The organism is Bradyrhizobium sp. USDA 223, assembly GCF_044909005.1.
GTDB classification, from domain to species: domain Bacteria; phylum Pseudomonadota; class Alphaproteobacteria; order Rhizobiales; family Xanthobacteraceae; genus Bradyrhizobium; species Bradyrhizobium yuanmingense.
The window spans coordinates 7,630,934-7,644,048 of record NZ_JBIYDR010000001.1; the positions used below are offsets into that span (position 1 = coordinate 7,630,934).

Annotated in this window: 16 protein-coding genes; 4 read left to right on the forward strand and 12 right to left on the reverse strand. The window is 64.0% G+C overall.

Annotated features, from left to right (window positions below; genetic code table 11):
* Nucleotides 1–41 precede the first annotated feature (41 nt).
* The 10 genes from ABIA40_RS35500 to ABIA40_RS35545 all read right to left on the reverse strand — a co-directional run bounded on the left by ABIA40_RS35500 (nt 42) and on the right by ABIA40_RS35545 (nt 8,974).
* Complete coding sequence (locus tag ABIA40_RS35500; protein WP_271542836.1) at nt 42–1,016, reverse strand: type II secretion system F family protein; 975 nt, start codon at nt 1,014–1,016, stop codon at nt 42–44.
* Nucleotides 1,017–1,025: 9 nt separating this feature from the next.
* Nucleotides 1,026–2,003 (reverse strand): type II secretion system F family protein, encoded by a 978-nt coding sequence (locus tag ABIA40_RS35505; protein ID WP_057028159.1) that lies wholly within the window; start codon nt 2,001–2,003, stop codon nt 1,026–1,028.
* Between the two features lie 16 nt (nt 2,004–2,019).
* Nucleotides 2,020–3,489, reverse strand: coding sequence for a CpaF family protein (locus ABIA40_RS35510; protein WP_128264290.1), 1,470 nt, complete (start codon nt 3,487–3,489; stop codon nt 2,020–2,022).
* 21 nt (nt 3,490–3,510) lie between these two features.
* A complete protein-coding gene (locus ABIA40_RS35515; protein ID WP_036036832.1) occupies nt 3,511–4,779 on the reverse strand; it encodes an AAA family ATPase in 1,269 nt (422 codons plus the stop codon).
* Complete coding sequence (locus tag ABIA40_RS35520; RefSeq protein ID WP_035998073.1) at nt 4,776–5,510, reverse strand: CpaD family pilus assembly protein; 735 nt, start codon at nt 5,508–5,510, stop codon at nt 4,776–4,778. The genes ABIA40_RS35515 and ABIA40_RS35520 overlap by 4 nt, the downstream gene beginning before the upstream one ends.
* 20 nt (nt 5,511–5,530) lie before the next feature.
* Nucleotides 5,531–7,021, reverse strand: a complete 1,491-nt coding sequence (locus tag ABIA40_RS35525; RefSeq protein ID WP_271542837.1) for a type II and III secretion system protein family protein — start codon at nt 7,019–7,021, stop codon at nt 5,531–5,533.
* Complete coding sequence (gene cpaB, locus ABIA40_RS35530; RefSeq protein ID WP_193760478.1) at nt 7,018–7,815, reverse strand: Flp pilus assembly protein CpaB; 798 nt, start codon at nt 7,813–7,815, stop codon at nt 7,018–7,020. The genes ABIA40_RS35525 and cpaB overlap by 4 nt, the downstream gene beginning before the upstream one ends.
* Nucleotides 7,816–7,944: 129 nt before the next feature.
* A complete protein-coding gene (locus ABIA40_RS35535) occupies nt 7,945–8,469 on the reverse strand; it encodes a prepilin peptidase (protein WP_271542838.1) in 525 nt (174 codons plus the stop codon).
* A 122-nt stretch (nt 8,470–8,591) separates the two neighbouring features.
* Nucleotides 8,592–8,732 (reverse strand): hypothetical protein, encoded by a 141-nt coding sequence (locus ABIA40_RS35540; RefSeq protein WP_193760509.1) that lies wholly within the window; start codon nt 8,730–8,732, stop codon nt 8,592–8,594.
* 77 nt (nt 8,733–8,809) lie between these two features.
* Nucleotides 8,810–8,974 (reverse strand): Flp family type IVb pilin, encoded by a 165-nt coding sequence (locus ABIA40_RS35545; RefSeq protein WP_025033956.1) that lies wholly within the window; start codon nt 8,972–8,974, stop codon nt 8,810–8,812.
* Nucleotides 8,975–9,246: 272 nt separating this feature from the next.
* On the opposite strand from ABIA40_RS35545, the gene ABIA40_RS35550 reads away from it, so the two are divergent.
* The 4 genes from ABIA40_RS35550 (at nt 9,247) to ABIA40_RS35565 (ending at nt 12,255) form a co-directional block, all read left to right on the forward strand.
* Nucleotides 9,247–10,074, forward strand: a complete 828-nt coding sequence (locus ABIA40_RS35550; RefSeq protein WP_271542839.1) for a sterol desaturase family protein — start codon at nt 9,247–9,249, stop codon at nt 10,072–10,074.
* Between the two features lie 249 nt (nt 10,075–10,323).
* Entirely contained in the window at nt 10,324–10,827 is a 504-nt protein-coding gene (locus ABIA40_RS35555; protein WP_036036842.1) for a pilus assembly protein N-terminal domain-containing protein, read from the forward strand.
* Between the two features lie 208 nt (nt 10,828–11,035).
* On the forward strand, nt 11,036–11,617 hold the full coding sequence (locus ABIA40_RS35560; RefSeq protein ID WP_035998094.1) for a TadE/TadG family type IV pilus assembly protein: 582 nt from the start codon (nt 11,036–11,038) through the stop codon (nt 11,615–11,617).
* 23 nt (nt 11,618–11,640) lie between these two features.
* Complete coding sequence (locus ABIA40_RS35565) at nt 11,641–12,255, forward strand: TadE/TadG family type IV pilus assembly protein (RefSeq protein ID WP_036036873.1); 615 nt, start codon at nt 11,641–11,643, stop codon at nt 12,253–12,255.
* A gap of 93 nt (nt 12,256–12,348) precedes the next feature.
* On the opposite strand, the gene ABIA40_RS35570 is transcribed toward ABIA40_RS35565, so the two are convergent.
* Nucleotides 12,349–12,561 (reverse strand): cold-shock protein, encoded by a 213-nt coding sequence (locus ABIA40_RS35570; RefSeq protein ID WP_027573722.1) that lies wholly within the window; start codon nt 12,559–12,561, stop codon nt 12,349–12,351.
* Between the two features lie 259 nt (nt 12,562–12,820).
* Entirely contained in the window at nt 12,821–13,108 is a 288-nt protein-coding gene (gene infA, locus ABIA40_RS35575) for a translation initiation factor IF-1 (protein ID WP_035998101.1), read from the reverse strand.
* Nucleotides 13,109–13,115 lie beyond the last annotated feature (7 nt).

Consider the following 13,115-nt stretch of genomic DNA (forward strand, 5'->3'; position numbering starts at 1 on the left):
ACTTCCTGGCCTTGGTGGCGGACCGTATGGTCCAGCCCGGCTCATTGCATCTCGGTGACCTTGATGGCGGTGGGTCCGAGAATGACCACGAACAGCACAGGCAGGAAGAACAGGATCATCGGCACCGTGAGCTTCGGCGGCAGCGCGGCCGCCTTCTTCTCGGCCTCGTTCATGCGCATGTCGCGATTTTCCTGCGCCATGACGCGCAGAGAATGGCCGAGCGGGGTGCCGTATCGTTCCGCCTGTTGCAGCGCCAGACACACCGACTTGACGCCCTCCAGCCCGGTGCGCCGTGCCAGGTTCTCATAGGCGACCTTACGATCCTGCAGGTAGGACAGCTCGGCCGTGGTCAGGGTGAACTCCTCCGACAGCGCGATTGACTGGCCCACGATTTCGGTCGCAACTTTCCGGAATGCCATCTCGACCGACATGCCGGATTCGATGCAGATCAGGAGCAAATCGAGTGCGTCGGGAAACGCACGCTTGATCGAGAGCTGGCGCTTGGAGATCGCATTTCTGAGGAACAGCATCGGCGCCTGGAGGCCGAGATAGGCGGCGCCGATACAGATGCCGATCTTGATCGGCAACGCCTGTTGCATGTTTCCAATCACGAACACGTAGAGGGCCGAGCCGATCAAGAACACGATCGGGGCGACCATGCGGGCAAACAGGAAGGTGATGTAGGGCGCCTGTCCGCGGTAACCTGCCATGATGAGCTTGTCCCGCGCAGCCTCCTGCGCGAGCCATTTGGTCAGGTTGAAGTCCTCGACCACCTTGGAGACGAGTTGCTTGGGCGTCTGGCGCAGCGAAACCTTCTCGCTCTTGTTGAGACGCTCACGCTCGCGCTGCCGGATGCGTTCACGCTCGCTCGCCACCGCCTTCATGCGCTTGGAGAGGCCCTCGCCGGCGAACAACGGCATCACCAGCGTATAGACGGTGGCGCTCGCGGCGATGGCCGCGAGCAGCATGGTCATGAAACGGACGTCGTGCAGTTTCGAGACGAGGAATTCGACCATGCGACACCGTCAGAAATCGAAGTTGATCATCTTCTTCATCACCAGGATGCCGATCGACATCCAGACGACGCAGCCGACCAGCATCAGCTGGCCGGTGGGATGAGTCCAAAGCACCGAGATGTATTGCGGCGTCGTGAGATAGACCAGGAACATCACGATCGGCGGCAGCGAGCCGATGATGCCGGCCGAGGCCTTGGCTTCCATCGACATCGCCTGGATCTTTTCCTTCATCTTCTTGCGGTCGCGCAGCACCTTGGAGAGGTTACCGAGCGCTTCGGAGAGGTTGCCGCCCGATTTCTGCTGGATCGACACCACGATGCCGAAGAAATTGGCTTCCGGCAGCGGCATGCGCTCGTAGAGCCGCGCGCAGGCCTCGCCCAGCGGCATGCCGATCGCCTGCGTCTCGATGATGGCCAGAAACTCGCTGCGCAGCGGCTCGGGCGAATCGGCGGCTACGACCTTGATCGATTCGAACAAGGGCAGGCCTGCCTTGATGCCGCGGACGATCACGTCGACCGCGTCGGGCAGTGCAGCCAGGAACTTGGTTTCGCGACGCTTCTTGAGGAAGCCGAGTGCCCAGCGCGGCAGGCCGAAGCCGCCGGCAAAGGCAAGACCGGCGGCGCCGATCAGGCCGCCGCCCGCGAACATGGCGGCCGCGAAAAAAACGCCGGCCACCACGGCGGACACGGTCCAGAACTTCTGCGGCGTCCAGTCGAGCCCGGCCTGCGACAGGCGGACGCTGAGCGGGGCGCTCTTCTCCTGGGCGCGCCGCGCCTCGAGGTCCTTCAGCGTGGACTCGACCTGCTCGCGGCGCGAGCGCTGGGTTTTCTCGGCTTGCCGGGCCGTGGGCGCTTCGGCGCGTGCGACCGAGGCACGGCGGCTTTCCGCCTTTCGCTCCCCAGACAGCACCGGATAGAGGAATACCCAGGCGATGCCACCGACTGCTGCGGTGGCGAGGAAGGCGAGGGCGAGGACCTGCATGTTCATGGCGCTGCCGATCTGCTCACGTCTTCGGCGCGACTTCCGCCGCGTCGAGTGCCGCGGCGAGGCGCTTCTCCTCGCCGTAATAACGGGCGCGTTCCCAGAACTTCGGACGGCCGATGCCGGTTGAGCGGTGCCGGCCGATGATCTTGCCGTTGGCGTCCTCGCCGACCATGTCGTAGAGGAAGATGTCCTGGGTGATGATGGTGTCGCCTTCCATGCCCATCACCTCCGTGATGTGGGTGATGCGGCGGGAGCCGTCGCGCAGGCGCGCGGCCTGGATTATGACGTCGATCGAGGCGCAGATCATCTCGCGAATTGTTCGCGACGGAAGGGAAAAGCCGCCCATCGTGATCATGGATTCGCAGCGCGACAGCGCCTCGCGCGGGTTGTTGGCGTGCAGCGTGCCCATCGAGCCGTCATGGCCGGTGTTCATGGCCTGCAGCAGGTCGAAGGCTTCGGGTCCGCGGACCTCGCCGACGATGATGCGTTCGGGACGCATACGCAGGCAGTTGCGCACCAGTTCGCGCATCGTGACCTGGCCCTCGCCCTCGATGTTGGGCGGGCGGGTTTCCAGCCGCACCACGTGAGGCTGTTGCAACTGGAGCTCGGCGGCGTCCTCGCAGGTGATGACGCGCTCGTCGTGCTCGATGTAGTTGGTGAGGCAGTTGAGCAGGGTGGTCTTGCCCGAGCCGGTACCGCCGGAAATCAGCACGTTGCAGCGGACGCGGCCGATGATCTGAAGGATCTCGGCGCCTTCCGGCGTGATCGCGCCGAACTTGACGAGCTGATCCAGCGTCAGCTTGTCTTTCTTGAATTTGCGGATGGTGAGCGCGGGGCCGTCGATCGACAGCGGCGGCACGATGGCGTTGACGCGAGAGCCGTCGGCGAGGCGCGCGTCGCAGATCGGCGACGATTCGTCGACGCGCCGGCCGACCTGGCTGACGATGCGCTGGCAGATGTTGAGAAGCTGCTGGTTGTCGCGGAAGCGGATGCCGGTACGCTGGATCTTGCCGCCGACCTCGATGTAGACGGTGTTGGCGCCATTGACCATGATGTCGGCGATGTCGTCGCGCGACAATAGCGGCTCGAGCGGGCCGTAACCGAGCACGTCGTTGCAGATGTCGTCGAGCAGCTCCTCCTGCTCGGCGATCGACATCACGATGTTCTTGATCGCGATGATCTCGTTGACGATGTCGCGGATTTCCTCGCGCGCGGACTCCGAATCGAGCTTGGCGAGCTGGGCGAGGTCGATGGCCTCGATCAGCGCGCCGAAGATGGTCGCCTTGACCTCGTAATAATTGTCCGAACGCCGGCTCTCCATGGCCGGAGGCGGCGGAGCCTTGGCGGGCGCAAGCGGCGGCGAGGCGACGGCCGGCGGAGGCGGAGCGCGCGACACCGTCGACGCCTGAGCCGGGGCAGGCTCGAGCGACACGGCGCCGGGCTTGGGCGCCCGAAGGTCGGTGTCTGTTCCGCTACGCTTACCGAACACTTAACAACTCCATGCGGCGGCTTATCTTCCCCGCAACTTCTCAATCAGAGGTGAAAGCAGGGACGACTTTTGCTTCTTGGTCTCGCTACGGCCGGTCAGGCGCTGGGCGATCTGCAGGAACATCTCGATCGACCTGTGGTTGGCGGAGATCTCCGCAATCATCTGGCCGTTGTTGGCCGCCGAGCCGAAGATCTGCGGCTCGAACGGGATCGAGACGACCGGTTGGCTCTCGATCGCCTTGGCGAACTCCGCGGCGGCGATTTCGGGCCGTTTCGGCACGCCGACCTGGTTCAGGCAGTAGAGCGGCGGCCGGTCGTTGGGGCGGGCGGCCTTCAATAGATCGAACAGGTTCTTGGTATTGCGCAGATTGGCGAGGTCCGGGGCGGCCACGATCAGGATGTCGTCCGCCCCGATCAAGGCGCGCTTGGTCCAGCCCGACCATTGATGCGGAACGTCGAGCACGATGCAGGGCATGGTGGAGCGTAGCGTGTCGAATACGGCATCGAAAGCGTCAGTGCCGAAATCATAGACCCGGTCGAGCGTCGCAGGCGCCGCCAGCAGGCTGAGATGGTCGGTGCACTTCGACAGCAGGCGGTCGATGAAGGCGGTGTCGACGCGGTCGGGCGAGAACACCGCGTCGGCGATACCCTGCGGCGGATCCTGGTTGTAGTCGAGGCCGGCGGTGCCGAAGGCAAGGTCGAGATCGGCGACGACGGCGTCCATCGCGAGGTCGCGCGCGATCGCCCAGGCGACGTTGTGCGAGATGGTCGAAGCTCCGACGCCGCCCTTGGCTCCGACCACTGCGATGATGCGGCCGACTGCCTTGGCTTCGGGGGCCGAGAACAGGTTGCAGATCGAGCGTACGACGTCGATCGCGCCAACCGGCGCGAGCACGTAATCGCTGACGCCGCGGCGCACCAGCTCGCGATAGAGCGTGACGTCGTTGATGCGGCCGATCACCACCACGCGGGTCCCGGCATCGCAGACGGTGGCGAGCTGGTCGAGTCCGCCCAGCAGGTCGTTGCGGCCGTCGCTCTCGAGCACGATCACGTTCGGCGTGGGAGCCGAGCGGTAGGCTTCGATCGCGGCCGCCATGCCGCCCATCTGGATCTTCAGGTGAGCCTTGCCGAGACGGCGATCCTCGCCGGCCGACTGCACCGCGGCGGCCGTCTCCACGGTTTCGCAGAAGGCCTGAACCGAGACGCGCGGCGCAGGCGCAATATGCTCCTCGACCGGCGGAGGAGCTGCTGCCGGCTGCTCTTCGTGTGTCTGGCGCGCGTAACTGATCATTTGCCGGTGTCGCTGAGTTTGGCCCTGTCGGCCTCGGGATAGGTGGTCGCCGTCGTCGTTCCCTTGCGATACTTCTCGAACCCGGTGATGCGCCGCGGCGTGTATGACGGAGTTTCGGGCCGCGGCTGCTCAAGATCCGACGGATTGTCGACCATGGCCGCGAGGTTGCGCTGATAAGCGCAGCCGTAATTGTAATAGTCTTTGTTCTCGAACCAGCGCTTGTTCTTCATCGAGGGTCCGATGTCTTCCGGCCACAGGCCGCAGGGACCGGCGACTGCGGCAATCCTGGAATAGGTGAGCCGGATCGGGGGGAGGAAGCGCTTGTCTTGCGGCTGGTAGGGGTGAAGGCTGACGCCGCGCGGCGGAACGCCTGCCGCCGCCAGCATCGCCTGGATCTCACGCATCGTATCGGCGACCGGGCGAGCATTGGGCGTATTGGAAGGCACGTCGATGCGAATCGCGCCGGTGCCTTCTTGCAACCACGCCGATGCCACGCCCATCACGTCAGCGCGCTGGGCAGCGGTCAATCCCCCGCGGGCATGACCCACGAAGACGACGATCGAGCGATTCTGCTCCTCGACCGCGATCGGATGGCGCTGCTTGTAGTCGTCGGGAATGGACGCCGTGAGGACTTCGTCGTGCTGGCAGCCCCCGACCGCGAGCGCGAGGCCGATGAGCGCGCCACCGAGGCTGATGGCGCGCTTGCGAAGCTGGGGTGGTCTCGTGATCATCGTGAAATCCCCGTTCCGCCTCAGTCGGTAATGAAGCCGTAGGTGCCGCGGTAGTTCTTGGCCGGTTCGGTCCGGCCCGGCACGCCATAGATCCGATTGATATTACCGATCAGCTGCGCCTGCGGATCCGCAGGCGGGGCGAAGCCGTCATCCGGCCGCGACAGGTCCTTCGGCGCCACCGCGCGGACCACATAGGGCGTCACGATCACGACCAACTCGGTTGCATTGTTGACGAAGTCGCGGCTGCGGAACAGCGTGCCGAGGATCGGGAGCTGCATCAGCCCCGGCATTCCGTTGACAGCTTGCTTGGTCTGCTGCTGGATCAGGCCGGCCATCGCCATCGCGCCGCCGGACGGAATTTCCAGCGAAGTCTCTGCGCGGCGTGTTTTGATTGAGGGGACCGTCAGCGAGTTGACCGTGTTCGAGGTCACCGCCTGCGACAGCGTGATCGCATTCTCATTGGACAGTTCGGAGACCTCGGTCATCACCCGCAAGCTGATCTTGCCTTCGCTCAGGACCACAGGCGTAAAGTTGAGTGAGATGCCGAACTTCTTGAAGCTGATCTGAGTGGTACAGACGCGCGTGACGGGATCGCACGAATAACCTGCAGGCACCGGAAATTCGCCGCCGGCGAGGAAGGTGGCGGACTCTCCGGAGATCGCGGTCAGGTTCGGCTCGGCAAGCGTCCTGATCACGCCCGCGCTCTCCATCGCACGCAGGGTCGCCTGCACCGAAGGCGTCGCGCCGAAACTCGCAGTGAGATTGTTGCCATCCACCAGATTACGGCCGAGGGCCGTGAACGGGTTGGAGTTGCTGAAGCTCACCACCGAGGTGCCGTAGTTGAGGTTGGCGGTGAGGTCGATACCGAGCTGCTTGACGATCGTGCGCGCGACTTCGGCAACGGTCACCTTGAGCATGACTTGGTCGCGGCCGCGGACCACGATCGAGTTCACCACCTTGTCGACGCCGCCGGCCAGGCGCGCAGCGAGCTCGTTGGCCTGCTGCGCCTCCATAGGGTTGGCGGCCGTGCCGGACAGGACGATACCGTCGCCCAGGCCGTCGATCTGGATGTCCGAATTGGGCAGAACCTGCTTCAGCGCAGCCCGCACGCCGTTGAGGTCGCGCTTGACCGCGATGTCGTAGGCCGCAATCTGCTGTCCGGCGGAATCGAAGAACACGATATTGGTCTGGCCGACCGCGGCGCCGATGATATAGGCGCGCTGTGCGGAGCGGACCACCGCATTGGCGATCTTGGGATCGGCGACCAGCACGTCCTTGATGTCGCGCGGCAGGTCGATCACGACCGACTTGCCGATGCCGAGCGATAGGAAACGCGCGTTGATCTGGCCGTCCGCCGCGGCCTGCGGCACGGGGCGGTAATCGGCGGCGACCGCCGGGGCGATCGTCGGGCTGAGCGCCAGCGTGAGGGCGGCCGAAAACGACAGGGCGCGGACCAGTGAGGTCCGCATCGTCGCCGAATCTGCCCTGTATTTGATGTCGACTGTCTTCATCGTGCCTTAGCCGTCTGACTTGGAATGCCGTAGCGAATGATCGAGACACCCTCGCGCTTCTGCGCGGAGTCATCGAGCGTGATCTCGCTCATCTTGACGTCGACGATGCTGCGCAGCGCCAGCGACAGCGTGCCGCTCTGACGCGCCGCGGAGAGCGTTGCGGTCTGCGCGGGATTGAGCTCGAGGGTAACGGTCTTGCCGATCACCGCGTTCTGCCCGTCCTTCTCCTTGGGTGCCTGGTCGATGGCCAAGACCCGGATATTGGCCAGGATGATCTCGGAGGTGACGATGTCGGGAGCGCCGCTGCTCTGATCCGGGTTCTTCAGCCGGCGGGTGAGCAGGACGTCGACGCGGTCGTTGGGCAGGATGAAGCCGCCCGCGCCGGTCTCCGGCGAGATCTCGGTCGAGATCGCCCGCATGCCGGTGGGCAGGATTGCCGCCATGAAGCCGGAACCTTCGGCCTTGACCAGCTTCTGGTCGCGGATCGGCTCACCCTGGATGAAGGGCGCGCGCGCGATCGAGCCGGTCACCTGGGTCGCACCGTCGGGGCGCTCGTTGCGTCGGATGAAGGTGGCGCTGGCGGTCGCGGTCGGCCAGGTCTGCCATTGCACGTCTTCGGGCTTCACGGTCTGACCGAGGCCGATGTCGTTCTTGGCCACGAGGACGTCGACGGTCGGAAGCTGCGCGACCGGAACCGGAGGCGGCGCAGAATTGTCGGAGCCGCTCGCCAGGTACGCGGCGACGCCGCCGGCGCAGATGGCGACCGTCAGGACGACAATGCGTGCCCTATTCATACGCTTCAACTTTCCAACAATACGCCGCGACGCTGCCGCCGCCGTGATCGGCAGTTGACCAGCTATTCGTCAAAGCATGGTTAATGAGGCGTATCTAAATCGCCTTAACGCCGGGTTTACCCGGAGCGTTCAGCGCAGCGCGAGGCGAGCGAGGTCGATCGCCTTCACCCATTCGGTCTCCGGGTAGACCATCAGCGCGCTCAGCGCGAGCGCGATGCCGTAGGGAATGCCGGTCTCCTTGGCGTGCAGCCGTGCGAGCCAGGCCTGTCCTGCCAGCCCGTAAGGCAGCGGCCACTGCCGGAACTGCAGCAGGAGCAGCGTCAGCGCGCCGCCGAACAGCGAGGCGTAGAGCAGGAAGTTCATCAGATGGGGGAAGCCGAACCAGAGCGCGACGGAGGCCGCGACCTTGGCGTCGCCGCCGCCCACCCAGCCCATGGCGAAGCAGGTGAAGGCCACGACCAGAACGAGCGCACCGGCGCCGACATGACTCAGCATCTCGTAAGGTGCCATGCCCCCGGCGAGGGCGAGCGCGAAGAAGCCCGCCACCAGCGCCAGCGATACGCGGTTCGAGATCGTCATCGTGAAGAGATCGCTCGCGGCGGCGAACGCCATCAGGGCCGGGAAGAGCAGAAGGCGCGCAAGGTCGAGAATCATGGGCTGCGTCTTGAGGCCTGGGTTTGTCGCGGGAGCTGCTTCGGGCGATGCTAGCGCGCGATGCTAAACAAACCGACAACGGCGGCACGGGCGCGCCCGGGCCTCGGCCGACGAACGCGCTTTCACCAGAAGCTGGCAATACGTGCGGCGAGCGCGACCGTCGCAACCAGCAGCGCAAGGCAGATCCAATAGACCGGCGAGCCGGCCTGCGCCGCTTCCGCCTCGTGCGCCGCGACTGCGGCATCGGTTCTGAACTCGTGCAACGCCACTGGAACTCGCCGTCTTCAGAAAAACAAACGCCCCGGAGGTCCGGGGCTTTTGCCGTCGTTCGTGGACCCGCTTACTTCAGCGAGGTGCTGATCGAGCTGAACTTGGCGTTCAGCGTGGTGCCGAGATTGTTGACGACGGTGATGATGGCCAGCGCGATGCCGGCGGCGATCAGGCCGTATTCGATGGCGGTGGCGCCGGATTCATCCTTCGCGAAACGCGCAATCAAGTTCTTCATGAACAAAACTCCGTCTGGGTGGGGACCGCCTCGTTCGGCGCTGTCGTTGACGCGACGACCATGAGAGCCGAGCTCTTTCGGGAGAGTTAATTCGATCGGGTAATCCCACGTCCGGCGCGATGCTTTTGCCCAGAGTGAATTTCACCTTAAGACGGCACCTGCAAATTCGCTTCTGTTCCGGATGCGCCGACAACGCGACGCGCGCTTCACCCTCCCTTAAATTTCGCGGAGTAGGCCTTAAGCTACAGCGGAATTCGCGGAGAGAGGCGACGATGTCGAGCCTGCCCATGCAAGTTGCCTTGATGCTCGGCGAGACCATCGTCAAGGTGATCCCGGTCACCTTGGTGCTCGCGGCGGTCTTCACCGTGCTGGAGCATTTCTGGGCCTGCAATCCCGGCGCGCCGTGGTGGCGCAAGCGGGAGATCGTCACCGACATCTGCTACTGGTTCTTCGTTCCGGTGTTCGCCCGCACCATGCGGATCGGGCTGCTGGTCGTCGGCGCCAGCGTCGTCTTCAACATCCACGACGCCGACGAGCTCATCGCCTTTTACGACAATGGCCACGGTCCGCTGGCGCAGCTGCCGCTGTGGCTGCAGGCCCTGCTGTTCCTGGTGCTGTCCGATTTCATGCTGTACTGGCTGCACCGGCTTTTCCACGACGGCGGCTTCTGGAAATATCACGCCATCCATCATTCGTCGGAGGAGATCGGCTGGATCTCCGCGGCGCGCTTCCATCCGGTCAATCTCTTGCTCGGGACGATCAGCGTCGACGTCGTGCTGCTGATGGCAGGCATCTCCCCGAACGTCATGGTCTGGGTCGGCCCCTTCACCACCTTCCACTCGGCCTTCGTGCACGCCAACCTGAACTGGACTTTCGGACCGTTCAAATACGTCCTGGCGACGCCGGTCTTCCATCGCTGGCACCACACCTCGCTCGAAGAGGGCGGCGACACCAATTTCGCCGGAACGTTCCCGATCTGGGACGTGCTGTTCGGCACCTTCCGCATGCCGGAGGGCAGGCTGCCGCAGGATTACGGCAAGGACGAAGCGGCCATGCCCAAGGAGATCGGGGGCCAGCTCGCCTATCCGTTCCGGCACTAAAGCATGATCCGGAAAAGTGCGAAGCGGTTTTCCGGAAAGATCATGCGTAAACAACAACCTAAATCGCGATGACGATTCATCCAAAACTCATCGCGCTTTAGGGGCGAGCCCGCAAATGTCCGTCCGTTCAAACAATACTCGGCGAGTTTGCGGAACGTTCACGAATTAAAGGCAGGTTAGCCGGGTCGGGCACCGGCTCCGCTGTATTCGGTCGCTTCTGCCGGTCTGTGACGTCCCGGGGGTAAGAGTATGCGTAAAGAAATGCTGCGCCGTCATGTGCGCGTCTGTGTACTGGTTGCCGCTGCGGTGCTGGCCTCGCCGGCCGCCGGCCTCGCCGAGCCTGCCGCCGATACCATCGCCGTCAATGTCGACCAGGCCAAGCTGGTGCGGCTGCCCGGCAAGGTGGCGACCATCGTGGTCGGCAATCCCCTGATCGCCGACGTCACGCTCCAGCCCGGCGGCATGATCGTCGTGACCGGAAAGGGCTACGGGGCCACCAACTTCATCGCGCTCGACCGCGGCGGCGAGATTCTGGTGGACCGCCAGATCCAGGTCGAAGGTCCGAGCGACCGGCTCGTCACCGTCTATCGCGGGGTCGAGCGGGAGTCCTACAGCTGCGTGCCGCTTTGCCAGCGCCGCGTGACGCTCGGCGACAGCGACACCTATTTCAACAACGCGATGAGCCAGGCCGGTACGCTGAGCAGCAGCGCCAGCGGAGGTGCGGGTGCCGGCGCGGCTGCCAAGCCAAACTAGCCGACCGGCGGGCCTCGATCCTGCCAAGCCGCTCTATTCGAGGGCGGCACCTCGTTGCATGCCGTGCTTCCTCCCGCTTGCGGGCGCGCCTGGTTAACACGGTGTTAACGGCGCGGACCGCCGGAAGCGGATCGTCTGAAACACTTAGACAATCAGTTTCCGCTATTGAACGGGCAGATGATCGCCGGTCGCTGGGGAATTTGACGAGATGCCATCGCCTGCACCTACGAGGTTCACGCTCCGGAAAGCGCTGCTCCGGTTTCGCGGCAACCGCCGCGGCTCCGCAGCCGTCGAATTTGCGCTGGTCGCACCGATGTTCTTCGCGCTGCTGTTCGCGATCCTCGAGACGGCTCTCATGTTCTTCTCCAGCCAGGTGCTCGAGACCATCGCGCAGGACTCCGCGCGTGCGATTCTAACCGGCCAGGCTCAGGCACAGGGCGGCTCGGTGGCGGCCTGCCAGTCCGCGCCCAACACCGTCGCTGCATGCGATCAGACGACGTTCAAGACCTTCGTCTGCAGCAAGATTCCGGCGCTGTTCGATTGCAGCAAGCTGTACGTCGACGTCGTCAGCACCAGCTCGTTCGGGACGCTCAGCCTCACCAATTTCGGCAATTCCTGCACCTTCAATCCCTCCGGGATGCAGTACAGTGCCGGAACCTCCGGCCAGGTCGTCGTGGTGCGCCTGTTCTATCAATGGCCGCTCATCGTCACGGGCCTCGGCTACAACGCGGGATGCAGCAACAAGCGGCTGATGGTGGCGACGGTGGCTTTCAAGAACGAACCCTTCTGAGGCAGATGGATCTGGGCGGACCGATGCGGGCGATTGCGAACATCTGGAGGAATGCACGCGGCTCCGTGCGCGGCTTCGTCGCCGACAAGCGCGCGCTGGCGGCGACCGAATTCGCGATCATCGTCCCGCTGATGCTGGTGATGTTCTTCGGCACCGTCGAATTTTCGTCCGCCGTGGCGATCGACCGCAAAATCACGTTGATCGCGCGGACATTATCCGATTTGACCTCGCAGTCGACGACGCTCAACGATGCCGGCATGAAGGATACGTTCACGGCAAGCATCTCCGTCGTCATGCCTTACGACGCTGCGCTCGTGAAGGGCACGATCTCCCAGATCTACATCGACGCCAACAGCATCGCCAAGGTCCAGTGGAGCAGGGCCGGCACGATTGCGAGCGGCGCGACGCAAGCCACGCTTGCGACCTCGGCTCGGAACGCCGGCGACACGGTCACGACGATGATTCCCCCGGCACTCTTGATTCCGTCGAGCTATCTCATCCTGAGCGAAGCCAACTACACTTACACGCCGACTATCGGCTACGTGTTGAAGTCGAGCGTAACCCTGAGCGATCTCTCCTACACGCGGCCGCGTCAGGTCACCTGCGTGCCCTACAACAACGTGCCATCGACGTGTTGAGATTCGTCAGCCGTCGGTGACATGAAAAAAAGGCCGTGCGTCTCGCACGGCCTTTTTGCTTTGGCTCGCTGATCGGGCCGGCGCCCGGCGGGCTCAGCTCGCAGCGCGCAGGTTGTCCGCCGCCGACTTGCCGGAACGGCGGTCGGCCACGATCTCATAGGAGATCTTCTGGCCCTCGCGGAGCGAGCCGAGGCCGGCGCGTTCCACGGCGCTGATGTGAACGAACACGTCCTGGCCGCCATCGTCGGGCTGAATGAAGCCATAGCCCTTGGTTGCGTTAAACCACTTCACGGTTCCCATGCTCACGGGGGTAGTCCCTCTCAGATAACACTATGTCGGAGCCCGCTCGCGCGGGCAGGGTTAGATCGAATTTCTGGAAGGGTCGTCAGCGTGTCTGAACCGGCTGTACCGGTGGATGCCAATGTCGTCCGGCCGAAAATCGATTAATTCATTTTATCGGAAGCAACGGTTCGAAACAATCCGGACACGCACGATTTTTTGATCCGCCGTGATGTCAACGGCGGATCAATCTACAGATCGGAATTCGAACCCGCGCCGCAGCCGACTAGCGGCGGCGGAATTGGCCGCCGCGCTGTCCGGGACGGGGCGGTCCGCCCGGCGTGCTGGGACGTTCGTCCTTGTGGCGGAAAATCAGCCGGCCCTTCTCGAGGTCATAGGGCGACATCTCCACCGTCACACGGTCGCCCGCGAGCGTCTTGATGCGGTTCTTCTTCATCTTGCCGGCGGTATAGGCAACGATCTCGTGTCCGGCGTCGAGCTGCACGCGGTAGCGGGCATCGGGGAGGATTTCGGTGACCAGTCCTTCGAACTGGATCAGCTCTTCCTTAGCCATTGATATC

Bases quoted from the DNA above. Each gene is read 5' to 3' on its own strand.
- ABIA40_RS35500 (WP_271542836.1), bottom strand. From the start codon at position 1,016: ATGGTCGAATTCCTCGTCTCGAAACTGCACGACGTCCGTTTCATGACC.
- ABIA40_RS35505 (WP_057028159.1), bottom strand. From the start codon at position 2,003: ATGAACATGCAGGTCCTCGCCCTCGCCTTCCTCGCCACCGCAGCAGTC.
- ABIA40_RS35515 (WP_036036832.1), bottom strand. From the start codon at position 4,779: ATGATCAGTTACGCGCGCCAGACACACGAAGAGCAGCCGGCAGCAGCT.
- ABIA40_RS35520 (WP_035998073.1), bottom strand. From the start codon at position 5,510: ATGATCACGAGACCACCCCAGCTTCGCAAGCGCGCCATCAGCCTCGGT.
- ABIA40_RS35525 (WP_271542837.1), bottom strand. From the start codon at position 7,021: ATGAAGACAGTCGACATCAAATACAGGGCAGATTCGGCGACGATGCGG.
- cpaB (WP_193760478.1), bottom strand. From the start codon at position 7,815: ATGAATAGGGCACGCATTGTCGTCCTGACGGTCGCCATCTGCGCCGGC.
- ABIA40_RS35535 (WP_271542838.1), bottom strand. From the start codon at position 8,469: ATGATTCTCGACCTTGCGCGCCTTCTGCTCTTCCCGGCCCTGATGGCG.
- ABIA40_RS35545 (WP_025033956.1), bottom strand. From the start codon at position 8,974: ATGAAGAACTTGATTGCGCGTTTCGCGAAGGATGAATCCGGCGCCACC.
- ABIA40_RS35550 (WP_271542839.1), top strand. From the start codon at position 9,247: ATGTCGAGCCTGCCCATGCAAGTTGCCTTGATGCTCGGCGAGACCATC.
- ABIA40_RS35555 (WP_036036842.1), top strand. From the start codon at position 10,324: ATGCGTAAAGAAATGCTGCGCCGTCATGTGCGCGTCTGTGTACTGGTT.
- ABIA40_RS35560 (WP_035998094.1), top strand. From the start codon at position 11,036: ATGCCATCGCCTGCACCTACGAGGTTCACGCTCCGGAAAGCGCTGCTC.
- ABIA40_RS35565 (WP_036036873.1), top strand. From the start codon at position 11,641: ATGCGGGCGATTGCGAACATCTGGAGGAATGCACGCGGCTCCGTGCGC.
- infA (WP_035998101.1), bottom strand. From the start codon at position 13,108: ATGGCTAAGGAAGAGCTGATCCAGTTCGAAGGACTGGTCACCGAAATC.